This is a genomic window from Corynebacterium sp. HMSC072G08 (assembly GCF_001809185.1).
Lineage (GTDB): Bacteria > Actinomycetota > Actinomycetes > Mycobacteriales > Mycobacteriaceae > Corynebacterium > Corynebacterium phoceense.
Genome location: NZ_KV796427.1, coordinates 57,019 through 73,838, shown reverse-complemented (window position 1 = coordinate 73,838; position 16,820 = coordinate 57,019). Strand labels below are relative to the sequence as shown.

11 protein-coding genes are annotated in these 16,820 nt (G+C 65.6%); 6 read left to right on the top strand and 5 right to left on the bottom strand.

Annotation, left to right across the window (positions count from 1 at the left end; translation table 11 throughout):
• Positions 1–77: 77 nt before the first annotated feature.
• Positions 78–1,145, bottom strand: a complete 1,068-nt coding sequence (locus tag HMPREF2559_RS07405) for a glycosyltransferase family 4 protein (protein WP_066493599.1) — start codon at positions 1,143–1,145, stop codon at positions 78–80.
• A gap of 24 nt (positions 1,146–1,169) precedes the next feature.
• Between HMPREF2559_RS07405 and HMPREF2559_RS07400 the strand changes: the two genes are divergently transcribed.
• Positions 1,170–1,907, top strand: coding sequence for a class I SAM-dependent methyltransferase (locus HMPREF2559_RS07400; RefSeq protein WP_066493595.1), 738 nt, complete (start codon positions 1,170–1,172; stop codon positions 1,905–1,907).
• A 91-nt stretch (positions 1,908–1,998) separates the two neighbouring features.
• On the opposite strand, the gene HMPREF2559_RS07395 is transcribed toward HMPREF2559_RS07400, so the two are convergent.
• Positions 1,999–3,831 carry a phosphoenolpyruvate carboxykinase (GTP) gene (locus tag HMPREF2559_RS07395; protein ID WP_066493589.1) on the bottom strand — a complete coding sequence of 611 codons (1,833 nt, stop codon included), beginning with the start codon at positions 3,829–3,831 and terminating at the stop codon, positions 1,999–2,001.
• A gap of 314 nt (positions 3,832–4,145) precedes the next feature.
• Between HMPREF2559_RS07395 and trmB the strand changes: the two genes are divergently transcribed.
• The 5 genes from trmB to HMPREF2559_RS12455 are packed head-to-tail and all read left to right on the top strand — an operon-like array spanning position 4,146 to position 9,137.
• Entirely contained in the window at positions 4,146–4,925 is a 780-nt protein-coding gene (gene trmB / locus HMPREF2559_RS07390; RefSeq protein ID WP_066493583.1) for a tRNA (guanosine(46)-N7)-methyltransferase TrmB, read from the top strand.
• Positions 4,926–5,522: an NYN domain-containing protein gene (locus tag HMPREF2559_RS07385; protein WP_066493576.1), complete on the top strand. Its 597-nt coding sequence runs from the start codon at positions 4,926–4,928 to the stop codon at positions 5,520–5,522.
• 9 nt (positions 5,523–5,531) lie between these two features.
• The gene (locus tag HMPREF2559_RS07380; RefSeq protein WP_070540133.1) at positions 5,532–7,775 is read left to right on the top strand and encodes an MMPL family transporter; all 2,244 of its coding nucleotides are present in this window, start codon (positions 5,532–5,534) and stop codon (positions 7,773–7,775) included.
• Positions 7,772–8,791 (top strand): lysylphosphatidylglycerol synthase transmembrane domain-containing protein, encoded by a 1,020-nt coding sequence (locus HMPREF2559_RS07375; protein ID WP_066493571.1) that lies wholly within the window; start codon positions 7,772–7,774, stop codon positions 8,789–8,791. The genes HMPREF2559_RS07380 and HMPREF2559_RS07375 overlap by 4 nt, the downstream gene beginning before the upstream one ends.
• Positions 8,769–9,137, top strand: a complete 369-nt coding sequence (locus HMPREF2559_RS12455; protein WP_066512916.1) for a DUF3054 domain-containing protein — start codon at positions 8,769–8,771, stop codon at positions 9,135–9,137. Before HMPREF2559_RS07375 ends, HMPREF2559_RS12455 begins: the two co-directional genes overlap by 23 nt.
• Here the strand turns inward: HMPREF2559_RS12455 and HMPREF2559_RS07370 are convergent.
• From HMPREF2559_RS07370 to pks13, 3 genes are all read right to left on the bottom strand, one after another.
• Positions 9,058–9,651 carry a DUF4126 domain-containing protein gene (locus HMPREF2559_RS07370; RefSeq protein ID WP_066493569.1) on the bottom strand — a complete coding sequence of 198 codons (594 nt, stop codon included), beginning with the start codon at positions 9,649–9,651 and terminating at the stop codon, positions 9,058–9,060. The two genes, HMPREF2559_RS12455 and HMPREF2559_RS07370, sit on opposite strands and share 80 nt — an antisense overlap.
• A gap of 505 nt (positions 9,652–10,156) precedes the next feature.
• Positions 10,157–11,701, bottom strand: a complete 1,545-nt coding sequence (locus HMPREF2559_RS07365) for an acyl-CoA carboxylase subunit beta (protein ID WP_070540130.1) — start codon at positions 11,699–11,701, stop codon at positions 10,157–10,159.
• Between the two features lie 148 nt (positions 11,702–11,849).
• The gene (pks13, locus tag HMPREF2559_RS07360) at positions 11,850–16,709 is read right to left on the bottom strand and encodes a polyketide synthase Pks13 (RefSeq protein WP_070540136.1); all 4,860 of its coding nucleotides are present in this window, start codon (positions 16,707–16,709) and stop codon (positions 11,850–11,852) included.
• Positions 16,710–16,820 lie beyond the last annotated feature (111 nt).

Here is a 16,820-nt window from a genome sequence, read left to right as displayed (position 1 = left end):
CGCGAATTCGGACCCGACGTGCCCTGCAACTAAAACCAGATAACCCGCCCGAAGGGCGGGCACTTCGGCATGCCGTTTTACAGCGAAGACAGAAGTTCTTCGAAGCGGCGGCCGGTCGACTCCCAGGAGAAACCGGCCGCGAAGTCGCGGGCGGCGGTGCCGAGTGCGGCGCGGCGGGAGGGGGCATCGGAAAGCTGGCGGGTGGCGGCGATGAGCTCGGGCAGGGTCTCGACGAGCACGCCGGTCTCGCCGTCGCGGACGGAGTCGCGCAGACCAAAGCGGTAGCCGATGGTGGGCACGCCATGCTGGGCGGCCTCCATGACGGCGAGGCCCCAGCCCTCCATGCGGGAGGGCATGAGGTGGATATCGGCGCGGTCGAGCAGCGCGTGCTTGTAGTCCTCGGTGACCTGGCCGCGGAAGCGCACGCGGTCAGTGAGGTCGTGCTTCTCGACGTACTCACGCAGCTGAGCCTCCCACCAGCCGCTACCAATGATGTCGAGGACCGAGCCCGGCACGGCCGCGACCGTGTCGATGGCGTGCTCGATCTGCTTGTGCGGGACGAGGCGCGAGAGCGTAACAAGGTGCAGGCCGGCCTCACGCTCGAGGCGCGGGACGTGGGCCGGGATAGGGTCGACGCCGTTTTCGATGATCTCGATGCCCGTGACGCCGAGCTTCTCCAAGTCCGCCGCGGAGCCGCGCGAGACGGTGACATAGGGCACGCCGCGGTAGACGCGGGGCGCGACCTTGGACTCGAGGAACCAGCCGAGACGAGACAGGAAGGGGCCGGCGACGGGCCACTGCGCCTTGTGGCAGTGGTGCGTGAGCAGGACGACTGGCTTTCGCGTGGCCAGGCGGGCGAAGAATGGGATGCCGTTCTGAGTGTCAATGACAGCGCCAAGCTTGCCGAACCGCCCCGTGGCGAGCGCCAAGAGCGCGTACGGGTAGACGGTGAACTTGCCGCCTGCGCGGGAGTACGTCACGCCGTCGCGCTTCTCGCGGCGGGCGCCGTTCATGTGCTTCGAGGTGCGGAAAATAACCTCGTGACCGTGCGCGGCGAGGTACTCGCCCACGCGCTCCAAGTAGCGTTCCGAGCCCCCGCCCTGCGGGTGGGTGGAGTCGCGCCAGCACAGTAAAAGAATTCTCATGTCGAGCTACTAGCCTAATGGGTTATGAAGAAAACCCGTGCCTTGGCCACCTTGCGCCGCTCGTGGCGGCTGCTGCGCTCGTTCCGCTTTGAGCAAACGGCGCCGTCTCTTTTTTACGGCGGGTTAGCTGACGACACCGCTTCTTTGGTCGCGGCACTCTGCGCGGACCATGGCGTGCCGATGGGCCGCGTGCTCGACGTGGGCGGCGGGCCGGGTTACTTCGCCTCGGCGTTCGCGGCGCGCGGGGCGTCCTACTTCGGCGTGGAGCCTTCGCACTCGGAGATGTCTGCGGCCGGCATCCGTGTGGCGAATGCGGTGCGCGGGGACGGCGCTGACCTGCCCTTCGCAGACGGCGCCTTCGACGTGACGTACTCGTCCAACGTTGTCGAGCACACGCCGCGGCCGTGGGACATGGCGCGCGAGATGCTGCGGGTGACCAAGCCCGGAGGCCTGGTGATTATTAGCTACACGGTCTGGCTCGGGCCCTTCGGCGGGCACGAGACCGGGCTGTGGCAGCACTATGTGGGCGGCGCGTTCGCGCGCGACCGCTACACGCGAGTGCACGGCCACGCGCCGAAGAACGTGTTTGGTGAGTCGCTCTTCGCCGTGTCGGCGCGGGAAGGCTTGTCCTGGGCTCGCTCGAGCGGCCGGTCGTGGTGTGCCTTTCCGCGCTACCACCCGTGGTGGGCGTGGTGGGTCGTGCGCGTGCCGGTGCTGCGCGAGTTCTTGACGTCGAATCTGGTGCTCGTGCTGCGGGCGTGACCGCTCGGCCGCGCGCGTCGGCGACGAAGGCCCTGAGGTTCGTCCAAGAAAAAGAAAGCGCCGCCCGGGTCGGCGGCGCTGCAGTCGTTTTTTAAACGCCTGCGTCAGCGAGACGCTTCTTCAGAGCCTCGAACTGCTCGTGAACCTCAGCCGGGACGCGGTCGCCGAGGAACTTGAGGTAGGCCTCGTTGTCCTCGATGTCGGCGGCCCAGTCAGCCGGGTTCACGGCAAGAGCTTCCTTGACGTCGGCCATGTGGACGTTCGTGCCAGCGAGGTCGATGTCCTCCGGGCGGGCGGTGTGGCCCACGACGGTCTCGGTGGCCTCAACCTTGCCGTCGATACGGTCGACGATCCACTTGAGGACGCGGGAGTTCTCGCCGAAGCCCGGCCACAGGAAGCGGCCGTCGTCGCCGCGGCGGAACCAGTTGACCAGGAAGATGGACGGCATGCGGTCGCCGCCTTCCTTGCCCATGTCGATCCAGTGCTGCAGGTAGTCACCGACGTTGTAGCCGATGAACGGCAGCATAGCCATCGGGTCGTGGCGCAGGGAGCCAACCTTGGCCTCGGCCGCGGCAGCGGTCTGGCCGGAGGAAAGCAGAGAGCCGATCATGGTGCCGTGGTTCCAGTCGAAAGCCTGGGTGACGAGCGGAACGGTCTTCGCGCGGCGGCCGCCGAAGAGGATCGCGTCGATCTTGACGCCCTTCCAGTCGTCGTACTCCGGAGCCGCGGTTGGGCACTGAGCAATCGGGACGCAGTAACGAGAGTTCGGGTGAGCGGCCTTGCCGGTCGCCTCGTTCGGACGCCACTCGTTGCCGAGCCAGTCGATGAGGTGCTCCGGCGTGTCGCCGCCCATGCCCTCCCACCAGACGTCGCCGTCATCGGTGAGCGCAACGTTGGTGAACAACGTGTTGCCGGCCTCCATGGTCTTCATCGCGATCGGGTTGGAGTCGTAGGAGGTGCCCGGCGCGACGCCGAAGAAACCGTTCTCCGGGTTGACGGCGTACAGGCCGTCTTCGCGCAGGTGCAGCCACGCGATGTCGTCGCCCACGACCTGTGCGGACCAGCCCGGGATGGTCGGGGTGATCATGGCGAGGTTGGTCTTACCGCAGGCAGACGGGAAGGCAGCGGCAACGTGGTAGGACTTTCCAGCCGGGTTGGTGAGCTTGAGGATAAGCATGTGCTCGGCCATCCAGCCCTCTTCCTTCGCCATGACGGAAGCGATACGCAGGGCGTAGCACTTCTTGGCGAGGATGGCGTTTCCGCCGTAGCCGGAACCGTAGGACCAGATTTCCTTGGTCTCCGGGAACTGGGTGATGTACTTGGTCTCGTTGCACGGCCAGACGGAGTCTTCCTGCCCCGGCTCGAGCGGGGCACCCACGGAGTGGAGCGCGTGGACGAAGTTGCCGTTGGCACCGATCTTGTCCAGGGCTTCCTTACCCATGCGGGTCATGATGCGCATGGAGAGCACGACGTAGGCGGAGTCAGTGAGCTGAACGCCGAGCTTCGGCTCCGGATCGTTGATGGGGCCCATGCAGAACGGCACGACGTACATCGTGCGGCCCTTCATGGAGCCACGGAAGGCCTCGGTCATCTCGGCCTTCATCTGGGTCGGGTCCATCCAGTTATTGGTCGGGCCGGCGTCCTCTTCCTTCTCCGTGCAGATGAAGGTGCGGGACTCGACGCGGGCGACGTCAGACGGGTTGGAGCGCGCGAGGAAGGAGTTCGGACGCTTCTCCTCATTGAGCTTAATCAGAGTGCCCTTCTCCACGAGCTCGGCAGCAAGGCGGTCAGCCTCTTCCTGGGAGCCGTCCACGAAGACCACGCTCTCCGGCTGGAAAAGCTCGACAGACTCGCTAATCCACGAGATGAGCTGTTCATTTTGGGTCGGAATTTCTCCAACGAGGCCACGAATCTGAGCGGTCATTCACTTCTCCTAGGGTCATCAGGTGTTGGCAAGTACAGAGTAGCCGCTACAAGCACTTTTGTGGGCTAAACAAAAACCAACAGGTTATATCCACACTTTCCACCTTAACTTACGCCGCGGGTACCCCTGAAGCCGTGGGAAATGCGCCACACTCCTGCACCCTCAAACGGGGGAACAGTGCCCCCGATGCCAACAAAGCACGCACGCAGTCTCGGCGCGCCGACGCCCTGGTTATAACCGCGCGGGCGGACGAGAGAAACAGCAATGCCTGTCAATATTGGTCCTTGACCTAAAAACAGGAACAATAGGGTGCGATGACTACACCACAGAACCCTGAACAGGCCCTCACCGAGCGTGAGCGCGGCCAGTTCGGTCCCATGCAGACCGACTTCAACGCCACCTTCGGCAACGAGCTCGACTACCCGCGCCTAGGCAACGTCACGTTCCGGCGCGGCACGCTCACCGATAACCAGCAGGCGCTCTTCGACGAGCACTGGCCGCGCCTAGGGCGCGAGCTCGCCAACGAGCGCATCGATATCGACGAGTGGTTCGGCCGCACTGGTGCCAAGACCATCCTGGAGATCGGCTCCGGCACCGGTACCTCGACGGCCGCAATGGCCCCGCTCGAAGCGGACACCAATGTCATTGCCGTCGAGCTGTATAAGCCGGGCTTGGCCAAGCTGCTGGGCGCGGTGGTGCGCGGGGGCATCGGAAACATCCGCATGGTCCGTGGGGACGGCATGGAGGTTCTCATGCGCATGGTGGAGCCGGAGTCGCTCGACGGCATTCGCGTGTTTTTCCCGGACCCGTGGCCCAAGGCGCGCCACCACAAGCGGCGCATTATCCAGTCGGGCCCGCTCAATCTGTTTGCCTCGCGCCTGAAAAAAGGCGGCGTGCTCCACGTCGCGACGGACCACGCGGGCTACGCCGAGTGGATCGATGAGCTCGTGAACGTCGAGCCCCAGTTGGAGTACAAGGACTGGCCGTGGCCGGAGTGCCCGCAGCTCACGGACCGCCAGGTGATTACGAAGTTTGAGGGCAAGGGTCTCGACGCAGACCACGTGATCAAGGAATACCTCTGGGAGAAGAAGTAAATGAAGTACCTGCTCGTGTGGGACGCGCCCAATATGGACATGGGCCTGGGGGCCATCCTGGGCCACCGCCCAGATGCCGCGCACCGGCCGCGTTTCGACGTCATCGGCCGCTGGCTCGTGGAGCAGGCCCAGGCCGTGGGCGCCGACCCTGAGGCAGGAGTCTTCACCAACGTCACGCCCGGCAATGCCGATGCCATCCGCAGCTGGGTCGAAGCCATCCGCAACGTCGGCTTTGGCGTCTTCGCCAAGCCGAAGCTCACGGAGGACTCGGACGTCGACCCGGACATGATTGACCACATCCAGGCCAACCGGGGCCAGCTCGCCGGCGTCGTCGTCGCGAGCGCGGACGGCCAGAACTTCGAGCCGCTCCTGCGCGAACTCGCCCACACGGGCGTAGCCGTCACGGTGCTCGGCTTCCGCGAACACGCCAACTGGGCGCTGCATGCAGCAGGCGAGGTGGCGCATTTCGAGTTCGTGGATCTCGAGGACATCGAGGGCTCGTTCCGCGAGCCGCTGCCGCGCGTCAACCTGGACAACCTGCCGGAGGGCGGCGCGTGGCTCCAGCCGTTCCGCCCGCTTGCCGCGTTGCTTAAATAAGGAGGTCGCGTGTTTTATTCCTGGGGCCTATTTTCCTATAAGCACCGCAAGGTCGTGCCATTGCTCATCGTGGCGGCCATCCTCGTACTCTTTGGCGTCTTCGGCACCCAACTGGGCGACCGGATGAGCCAGGAGGGCTGGGACGATCCGAACTCGGCGTCCACGGCTGCCGCAAAGATCGAGCAGGACACGTTCGGCCGCGATAACAACGGCGACGTCATCCTGCTCATCGACGATCCCGATAAGAACTTCGACGCCGCCAAGTCCTATATCGAGGGGCTCAAGGAGCAGTACCCGGACCAGATCGACCACGTCACGAGCTACTTCGACTCGCGCAACCCGAAGCTCAAGAACGCGGAGAGCAACGTCGCCTTCGCCGCCATTGGATTGAAGGGCGACGGGGAGCAGACGCTCAAGGACTACCGCGCCATCGAGGACTCCCTCTACGACACGGAGCTGCCCGTCCAGGTCGCCGGCGCCACCGCCGTCGCGGACGCGCTCGATGACGGCATGGCCAACGACATTGCGCGCGCCGAGAAGGCCGCCCTGCCGCTGGTCGGCCTGTTGCTGCTCGTGGTCTTTGGGTCCGTCGTCGCGGCATTCATGCCGCTCGTCGTGGGCGGCCTATCCATCCTGGGCTCACTGGGCATCCTCTCGGTGCTCGCGGGCTTCCTCCAGGTCAATACGTTTGCCCAGGCCGTCGTCACGCTGCTGGGCCTGGGCCTGGCCATCGACTACGGCCTGTTCATGGTCTCCCGCTTCCGCGAGGAGCTCGACGCCGGCCGCGAGACCCAGGACGCCGTCGCCCGCACCACCGCGACCGCCGGCCAGACCGTGGTTTTCTCCGCCCTCATGGTCGCTTTCGCGCTCTCCGGGCTCTTCATCTTCCCGCAGGCCTTCCTCAAGTCCGTCGCCTACGGCGCGATTTCCGCCGTGGGCCTCGCCGCGCTCCTCTCGGTCACGGTGCTGCCCGCGCTCTTCGGCCTTCTCGGTAAGAACATCGACAAGTGGACCGTGCGCCGCACAAGCCGGAAAGCGAGAACGCTTGAAGACTCCTGGTGGTACAGGCTGCCCAAGCTCGCAATGAAGCGCGCCACGTGGGTCACCGTGGGCATCGCCGGGCTGCTCATCGCGCTCACGCTGCCCACGCTCGCCATGACCTTCGGCGGTATCAACGAAACCTACCTGCCGCCTACGCAGCAGACCCGCGTCGCGCAGGACCGCTTCAACGAGGAGTTCCCGGGCTTCCGCACGGAGCCGGTCAAGCTCGTCGTCACTGGCGCGGAGAGCAACCAGCAGCTCGTGGACGTCTACATGCAGGTCCGCGGCCTCCAGGGCCTCACGGAGCCCATGACGCCGTCCACCTCCACCGTGGACGGCACGACGGTGCTCTCCGCCGGCATCCAGGACCGCGCGGACTACACGCGCATCGTCCACGAGCTCGAAAACATCGAGGCTCCGGAGGGCGTCGAACTCTACGTCGGCGGCACACCCGCCATGGAAGTCGAGTCCCTCGATGCCCTCATCCACAAGCTCCCTTGGATGGCTCTCTACATCGTGGCGACGACGTTCATCCTCATGGCGCTCGTCTTCGGCTCGCTCGTCCTGCCGGCCAAGGCCGTCATCATGACAGTGCTCACCGCCGGCGCCACGCTGGGCATTCTCACCGGCATGTTTGTCCTCGGCGCGGGCTCGGGCCTGCTCAGCTTCACGCCGGGCCCGCTCATGTCGCCGGTCCTCGTCCTCATCATCGCCATCGTCTACGGCCTCTCCACGGATTACGAGGTCTTCCTCGTCTCCCGCATGGTCGAGGCCCGCCGCGCAGGCGATTCCACCGACGAGGCCATCGCCAAGGGCACCGCGCACACCGGCGGCATCATCACCGCCGCCGCGCTCATCATGATCGTCGTCGCCGCCGCCTTCGGCTTCTCCGATATCGTGATGATGAAGTACATCGCCTTCGGCATGATCTTCGCGCTCTTCCTCGACGCAACCGTCGTGCGCATGCTCCTCGTCCCCGCCGTCATGCACCTCCTGCGCGAGGACAACTGGTGGGCCCCGCGGTTTATCCAGCGCGCCTACACCCGCATGGGCCACGCCCAGCTTGCCGATGCCCCCTCCCCCGCCGCGCCCGCTGCCGAGACGGCAGGCATGGAGGAACCGGAAGGCCCCTACCGCGGCCGCCGCACCGCGGACACCGATTCGGAGCTTGTGCCCTTCAGCGAGCTGGTGAAACGTTTGGAAAAAGAATGAACCGCAAGTGGATTACGTGGATAGTCTCGCTCGTCGCGCTTGCGGCGCTGGGCTGGTTCTTTAGGGACCAGCTCGACTTCATCGGCGACGGCCTGCGCAGCCTGCGGCACGCGGAGCTGCTGCCCGTGGTGCTCGTGGTCGTCTTCGCGCTAGGCGCAGTGGCCTCGATGAGTGAGGTCATGCGCCGACTCATCGGAGCAGGCGGCGTACACGTTCCGCTGCGGGAGGCCTTCGCGATTTCCATGGCCTCCAACGCCTGGTCCACGACGCTGCCGGGCGGGCCCGCCTTCTCTGCAATCCTGACTTTTCAGGTGCAGCGCGGCTGGGGGGCATCGGTAGCCTTGTGCAGCTACTTCTTCTTCCTGTCCTCCGCGATCTCTACGATGTGGCTCGCGCTCATCGGCATCGCAGGTGTGTTCTTCCTCAACGCAGATATGGCGTTGGGCTCGCTCATCCTCACCGTGACGCTCATGGCCGCGGCGACGGGCGGCATCTTCTGGCTCACGGAGCACCCTGAGACCCTCAAGAAGTGGCTCGGCCATCCCAAGCTCGCACGCCTGCGCGCGGAGGTCGACCACTTGGGCGAGGTGCACCTGTCGCGCTGGGCCTTCGGGATTGTCTCGGGCGCCTCGCTCGTCCATCGCCTGCTCGACCTGCTCGCGCTGTGGGCGGCCGTGTGGGCCGTCACCGGTGAAATGCCGTGGCTGCGCGCCGGTGAGAACGCCACCACGATGGCGGGCGTCGCGCTCGCCTTCCTCACCGCCAAACTTGCTGGCTCCGCGCAGGTCACCCCCGGCGGCCTGGGCACGGTCGAGGCCGCCATCATCGGCCCACTCGTGGCCACGGGCATGACGGCCGTGGGCGCGACCTCCGCCGCGCTCATCTACCGCCTGATTTCCTTTGCCCTGGTTACTATCATTGGCTGGGTTATCTACTTCTGGCATTACGCTCGCCAGGGCCTTACCTATCAGGCCCTCAATGGAAAGGATTCCAGTGCGCACAGCACCGCTTCTTGATATCGCTGCCCTCGTCCTCTTTGCGCTCTTCGCCCGCGCGGCGCACCCGCCGTTCACGTTCCTGGGCGCCATCGACGCGTTCTGGCCGTGGGCCGTGGGCGCGCTCGTGGGCTGGGGCATTGTCACGTTGGTCAAGCCCCGCAACCACTACGGCGAGGGCATCATCGTCTGGCCCAGCGCCATTATCATCGGCATGATCCTGTGGACCGTGGTCAACGGGCGCATGCCCCACTACAGCTTCCTCATCGTGGCGTCCGTGATGAGCTTTATTCTGATGTTTGCTTGGCGCGTCGTCGCGATGCGCCGAAACGCCAGATTAGCCAAGCAGCAGGCGCCACGACGATAGCAATCAGCACGAGCACCAGCGCTGGCGCAAAGACTGCCGATGCCGCCAGGCCCGCCGAGAACACATCCTCCGCCGTGGAGACCACCGGGGCACCCACGCCCACGGTGGTGGTGTTCACGACGGGCCGCGTTGTCGTTTTGAGCAGGTGCATGGCCAACGCAACGCCAAAGCCAACGACGAGCAGAATCCACGTCTTCGGCTCCGACCACACGCTGGAGTCACCCACCGTCTGATCCCCGAACGCCGAGGCAAACATAAGCCCGCCCGAGGTCGGACGCACGAGCGTCTGAATAATGTCATTGACCGAGTCGACCGCCGGCACCTTGTCCGCGACAATCTCGATGGCGAGCAGCACGCCAATGATGATGAGCAGAATCGGGTCCGAAAGCCACGTCCACCCCTCCGGCAGGTTTACCCAATCGGTGTAGCGCGCGAGCACGCCGTAGATGAGCAGAGGAATATAGGCGTTCAGGCCCGCCGAGGTGGCCAGGCCGAGGGCTGCGGAAAGTTCCATGGTTTCCAGTTAAGCACGACGGGCATCAGGGGCTGAAGAAAAATACCATCGGCCCCCAGTTTCCTGGGGGCCGATGGTCTCTCTCAAATCTCCCGACTCCGAGTGGTTTCTCAGGCCGCTCGCCCCTCGGGAGGAGGGGTTCTCTCTATCTCTCATGCGCCTCTCTCAAACGCATGACTCTATTATGGCACAATCTTCTGCAATAAGCATGATTTAAACCTGTCAAAACCTTCACAGTTTGATAGCAACGAGGTAACGAACCACGAGTGTGCTCACCACATGAGAAACCCGGCCCGCGAGATAACACCGTGGACCGGGAATACAGAGAGGCGAGACGCGTCGCAACTTCTAGCGCGGGCTAACCGCGGCAATCAGCTGGTTGACCGCCATGATGATGTAGTTGATGATGTCTCCCGACAGGTCGAGAACGCTGCTGAGCATAATGCCGGCCTCCTATTTTTTGAAAAATGTCTCGTTGAGTCTATCGCGTCGAGACCAGCAAGTGCTACATCGGCGAAATCGTGTGCTTCTTCGGCAGGTCGTGGACATCCTTGTCGGCGAGCTGGCGCAGCGCACGGCGCAGGGCCAGACGGGACTCGGAGGGATTGACCATGGCATCGAGGTAGCCACGCTCCGCAGCAACGTAGGGCGCGGTCATGGTCTCGTCGTAGAAGTCCATGAACATCTTCTTCGTCGCGGCGCGCTGCTCCGGGGTCTCGGCGGCGGCGAGCTGCTTGCCGGCGATCATGACGACGGCAGCGGCGGAACCCATGACGGCAATCTGCGCGGTCGGCCACGCCAGGTTGATGTCACCAGTGAGGTTCTTCGAGCCCATGACGGCATAGGCTCCGCCGTAAGCCTTGCGCACGATGAGCGAAACCTTCGGGACGGTCGCCTCGACGACGGCGAAGGCGAACTTCGCACCGCGGTGGATAAGACCGGCCTTCTCCTGCTCCACGCCCGGCAGGTAGCCCGGGGTGTCGACGACGAAGACGAGCGGGATGTTATACGCATCGCAGATGCGGATGAAGCGCGCGCCCTTATCGGCGGCATCGGCGTCGATGCAGCCCGCGTTGAACATCGGGTTATTCGCCACAAAACCCACGGTCTTACCGTCGATACGGCCGAAGGCCGTAATCATATTCGGCGCGAAGTTGGGCTGCAGCTCGATGATGTCCTCATCGTCGCCCAGCAGCGGAAGCAGCTCGGTCATGTCATAGCCGGCGTTGGTGTCGTCGGGCATGAACGAGTCCAAGGCGGCATCGTCAAGCTCCGCGTCGGACGGCGCCGGGAACTCTGGGGCCGGGTCGAAGCAGGTGAGCGGCAGGTGGTCGAGCAGGTCGCGGACGAAGTCGAAGGCCTCCTCCTCGGAGCTGACGACGGCCTGGACGTTGCCGTTGAGCTCCTGCTGGCGCGCGGAGCCCAGGTCCGCGGAGGTGATGTCCTCGCCGGTGACCTCACGGATGACATTGGGACCGGTGACGTACATTTCGGCCTCGCCGTCCACGGCAATGACGAAGTCGGTCGTCACGGGTGCGTACACGGCGCCGCCGGCGGACTTGCCCATCATGATGGAGATCTGCGGGCTGCGGCCGCTCAAAGGCATCTGGCGGCGGGCGATCTCGGAGTACATGGCCAGCGAGGTCACCGCGTCCTGAATGCGGGCGCCGCCGGAGTCCTGAATACCGATAACTGGGCAGCCAATCTTGATGGCCATATCCATGACCTCAGTGACCTTCTGGCCGAAGGTCACACCCACGGAACCGCCGTAGACCGTCTTATCGTGCGCGTAGATGCACACCGGACGGCCGGAGATGCGCCCGTAGCCCGTCACCACACCATCCGAGTAGATGGCGTCCGGGTCGCCCGGGGTCTTGCCCAGGGCGCCGATTTCCACGAAAGAGCCCTCGTCGAGCAGCGCGTTAATGCGCTGGCGCGGCGTGGACCGGCCGGCCTCGTCGCGGCGCTGACGCGAACGCTCGGATCCGGGATCCTGCGCCTTCTCAAGCCGCGCGCGCAGATCGGCTAGCTTCTCAGCCGTGGTTGTCACGAATGAACTCCTCGGTGTCTTGGTTTATCGCGCGGTCGCCGTGAAGGCAGCCGCCGACATGTCAGTCCTCAATGATAACTCCCCCTGTGGGAGGAGAAAACGTCGCACGCGGCTCAGCCGAAGCCGAGCCGCGCTCAGTGCGGAGAATTTAAGAGAGCTTCTCTTCAATCCACTGCTGCATGTGCTTGCCCACGATGCCGATGGCCGGCTCATCCGGCACAGCGAGGTGGTCGCCCGGAAGCTGGACGATCTCCAGGTTCTTCACAATCTGGCCCCAGCCGCCATCCGGAGCGATCTCCGCGTAGGCAGGTTCGAGCTCGATGGCGCCGTCGTGCATGCGCTCAGAGCGGAAGAGCAGGACGGGGACGTCGACCTCAGCCCAACGCTGGAAGTCGATCTTCGCCAGAATCTGGTTGTCCACGAAGGACGCACGCTGATGTTCGAGGACGCCGGCGGCGAGGCCGTGCTCAGAGGCATCGGTCGTGGAGAGGAACTCCGCGAGCATCGCCATGACGGCGTCCTCGCCGACGGTCTCGATAAGGTCGTACGGCACCGGGAAGTCCAGGTCGTAGGTCTTCTTCGCGAACGCCGCGTAGCGACCCCAGCGGGCCTTGGTCTCCTCGAGGGTATCCGGAGCCGGGTGAGCCGGCTGCGTCGTATCGAGCAGCGCAATGAAGCCCACCTCAGGGACGTCCTCGCCGGCGGCGCGGCGCTTGCCCAGCTGCGCGGCTACCTCGTAAGCCAGTGCGCCACCGAAGGACCAGCCACCGAGGACGATCGTACGGCCGCGTGCGTACGTGATGATGTCATCGAGGTACGACTCGGCGCGCTCCTCGATGGAGCCTTCGACGCGCTCGATGCCGTAGACGGCGACGTCGTCCGGCAGGCGGCGAGTGAGCGGCTGATAAACGACGGTCGTGCCGCCGGCCGGGTGGAACATGAACACGGCGGGGCCATCGGCCTCGCGCAGCACGCGCACGTTGCCTTCGACCTCAGTCTCCAGGCCCTCGCGGACGCGATCAGCGAGCGGCTCGAGGGTCTGGGCTTCCTTGACCTGCCCTGCGGTGACCTCAATCCCGGCGCGCTCGGTAAGGCGCTCGGCGATCTGCTGCGCCACCTCGTCCGAGATAGCCGGCAGCGTGGAGGTCACGCCTGCGGCGGCCTTACCTGTGAACGTGGCCCAGGTACCGAAGACCAGGCGCTCGGAGGCGTCGCGCGGGGCGACGCCGACGCCTTCCGCATCGACGGCGCCCGCCGGGGCGTCCTCGCTGGAGGTCTGCGGGGCCGGGCTTTCCGATGCCGCGTCATCCTCAGCGTCGGCTGCAGCACCCGCCGCGGCCGGGGTTTCAGACGGGGTCTCGCCGGTCTGGACAGCTTCTTCGACCATGGCGATGACGTCGGCGAGCGACGCGTCACGCAGGGCCTGGACCGGGATCGGCGGAATCTGGAAGTCGTTTTCCACGCGGTTCTTAATGCGCATGCCCATGAGCGAATCAAGCCCCAGGTCAATGAGCGGCAGCTCGCGCGGCAGGTCCGAGACGTCGTAGCCCATGGACTCAGAAACGATGAGGGCGAGGTGCTCCTCGACAGATTCCTGGGACGGATCCCAGCGCACGGCCTCGATGTCAGCGAGCTCATCGGCGGCTGGCGCCGCAGACGTCGAAGCGGAAGGCGCCTGGACGCCTTGGAGCGTGGGGGCATCGGAAAGCTGCAGCGTGGAGGCAAAGCCCTCGGCAAGCAGCGAACCGTCCGTGGCGAGGTACGCGGCAACGGAGAGACCGCCCAGGGAGCGGTCGACCGTCACCGTGATGTCACCCGCCGGCGGAAGGTCGGCGTGCTCCTCAACGGCGGCGAGCTGGGCGCCGGGCTCAACAGCCTCGGCGGCGGACTCGAGCAGCGCGAGGACGCTCGGCGCCTGGTCCGCGTTCGTGCCGAAGGCAATCTGGCCGGTGGGCAGCGTGACGCGGGCGCCGGGCAGACCCGACACGCCCGACGCCGGGCGAGCATTGGTCCACAGGTGCTGACGCTTGAACTGCGTATGCGGCACCGCCGGCGCTGCCGCGTTGGCGGAAGCAGCGGAAAGATCGCCAAAGACTGCACGGTAGTCGATGGGCGCGCCCGCGACATAGAGCTTGGCCAGGAGGTCGAGCAGCGAGGCGGACTCGTCGATCTTGCGTTTGAAGACGTAGAGCAGCTGGGCATCGGCCTTGCCCACGGTAAACGCGGTGTTCATCATGCCCATGAGCGCGACAGGGTTCGGAGAGATTTCCACGAGCTGGGTGTGGCCGTGGGCGAGCGCCTGCTCCGTGGCGTCCTGGAAGTAGACGGCCTGGCGCGTCATGTGGAGCCAGTACTCGTCCGTGTGGACCGTGGCGCCCGGCTCATAGCGCACCGCCTTATCCACGGAGCTGTAGAGCGCCGTGTGGATGGGGCGAGCCTCGATGCCAGCGATCTCTGCGGCGAGCTCGCCGAGGAGCGGCTCGACGGCGGAGGTGTGGCCGGCGCCCTTGACCTTGAGGGCACGGGCGAACTTGCCTTCGCCTTCGAGACGCTCGACGAGGTCGAGGACCTGCTGACGCGGGCCACCGACAGTATTCATGCCGGGGCCGGCGTAGACGGCGGGCTCGATGTCGTTGCCGAGGGCGAAGATTTCCTCGGCGGACAGTTCGACGACGGCCATGGCGCCCTGAGTTTCCTCAGTGAGCGAGGCCTCGCCCTCACCCATGAGGCGGGCGCGGTGGCACGCGATGAGCATGGCGTCCTCGGCGGAGATACCGCCGGCGGCGTAGGCCGCGGCGATCTCGCCCATGGACATGCCCATGACGGCGGACGGGCGGGCGCCGAAGTGCGCGAGGAGATCCGTGAGCGCGATCTGGATGGCGGTAACAGCGACCTGGCCCGTCTCCGTGTTGTAGGTCTGCGAGTCGTCGCGGACGATGTCGAGGATGGACCAGCCGGACTCAAAGTCCACGATCTTGTCGAGCTCGGCGAGGCGCTCAGCGAAGAACGGAGAGACCTCGAGGAAGTCCTTGACCATCTTGCGGTGCTGGGAGCCGAAGCCGGAGTAGACGAAGACGGGACCGGCCGACGCTGGCGCGTCGGCCGAAGAAATGCCCACGGAGACCTTGCCCTCGGCAACCTGGCGCAGGCGGCGCACCGCATCTTCCTCGTTCGTGGCGGTAACGACGGCGCGGGAGCGCGCGTGGTTGCGGCCGGCGAGAACGCGGGCGACGTCGAAGAGATCCGGGTGGGTCTCCTCGATGAAGTCCGCGAGCTGGGCGGCCAGCGCCTTGCGGCGCGACGGCAGGAGGCCGGAGACGGCCAGAGAGAAGGACGGCACGACGGCCGGGTGGTCCTCGTCGACGGCGGGCTTCTCCTCAAGGCGCACCTGGGCCGGGCGGCGGGTGGTCTCACCGTCAAGATCCGGACGGTAGTCCGTGAGGACGAGGTGGGCATTGGTGCCACCGAAGCCGAAGCCGGAGACGCCCGCGACCTTGCGGCCGGAGTACTCCGGCCACTCGCGGGTGTCGGCGACAACCTCGAGGTGCTCGGCGTCGAAGTCGACGTAGTGGTTGGGCTCGGTGAAGTTGACCTGGCCCGGCAGCTCGTTGGCGCGCATGGCGGAGAGGACCTTGATAAGACCCACGACGCCGGCGGCGGCTTCGGAGTGGCCGATATTCGACTTCGCGGAGCCGAGCAGCATGGGGCTTGCGACGTCGCGGCCGTGGCCGATGACGCGGCCGAGCGCGGAGGCCTCGATGGGGTCACCGAGGATGGTGCCGGTGCCGTGCGCCTCTACGTAGTCGACGGTGCGCGGGTCGATGCCAGCGTCGGCGTAGGCGCGGCGCAGGACGTCGACTTGGGCCTCGGGGTTCGGCGCGGTGATGCCGTTGGAGTGGCCATCCGAGTTCACGGCGGAGCCGCGGATGACGCCGAGGATGTTATCGCCTGCGGCCTGGGCGTCGGAGAGACGCTTGAGCACGACGAGGCCGGCGGCGTCCGAGCGCACGATGCCATCCGCGTCATCCGAGAACGCGTGGATATTTCCCGTGGGCGAGATGACGCCCAGCTCGCTGAAGCCCAGCGACGCATAAGGAGCCGCGAGGATATTGACGCCGCCGGCGAGGGCGGCATCGGCAGCACCCGTGCGCAGGTCACGGACAGCCTGGTGGATGGCGACGAGCGAGGTGGAGCACGCGGTGTCGACGTTGATGGACGGGCCGCGCAGGTCCAGCGCGTAGGACACACGGTTCGGGATGACGGCCGAGGACGTACCGGTGAGCGCATACGGGTGCATCTCCGCCGGGTCGGCGGCGAGCAGCATGCCGTAGTCATTGTTGGTGGAGCCGATGTAGACGCCCGTGGCGGTGCCGCGCAGCTCGTTGGCGGGGACGCCGGCGTCTTCGAGGGCCTCCCAGGCCAGCTCGAGGATGATGCGCTGCTGCGGGTCCATATTGGTGGCCTCGAGCGGGCTGAGACCAAAGAACTCCGGGTCGAAGCCCGCAATGTCCTCGATATAACCACCGGTGGTGTTCTCGGTTTCCAGCTTCGCGGAGATCACCGGGTCTGCCGTGTATTCGCTCCAGCGGCCCATGGGAAGCGGGCCCGTGCCAGTGCGGTACTCGGTAAGCATCTGCCAGAACTCCGCAACGTCATTGGCGCCCGGGAAACGACCGGCCATGCCGATGATTGCGATGTCGTGCTCATCAGCCTTGCGGGCGGGTGCGGCGTCACCACCTGCGGGCGCTTGCGACCGCAGCGACTGCGGATCTGCGGGGCCATTGATAAGGCGGTCCGCGAGCTGCGCGATGGTGGGGTATTCGTAAGCCACGGTCGCGTCGAGGTGCGTGCCCAGCAGGTTTTCCAGCTCGCCGGAGAGCACGACCGCGTCGCGGGAGGACAGCCCGAAGTTTTCTAGGGGCTTGGTGTCCGTCACTTCCTCAGGCTCGACGCCGGTGGTCTCAACCACCCAATTGCGCAGCCAGACGCGTAGTTCTTCAACGGTCATAAAAGTCATCAGTCTTTCTATGGCGGGTGTTACTTGCCGGCGCAGCGCCTTCCGGCGCGCCCTCATAACAAGAAATATCGCCCCATTGTCTCACTTTGTTAGGTCTCTGCC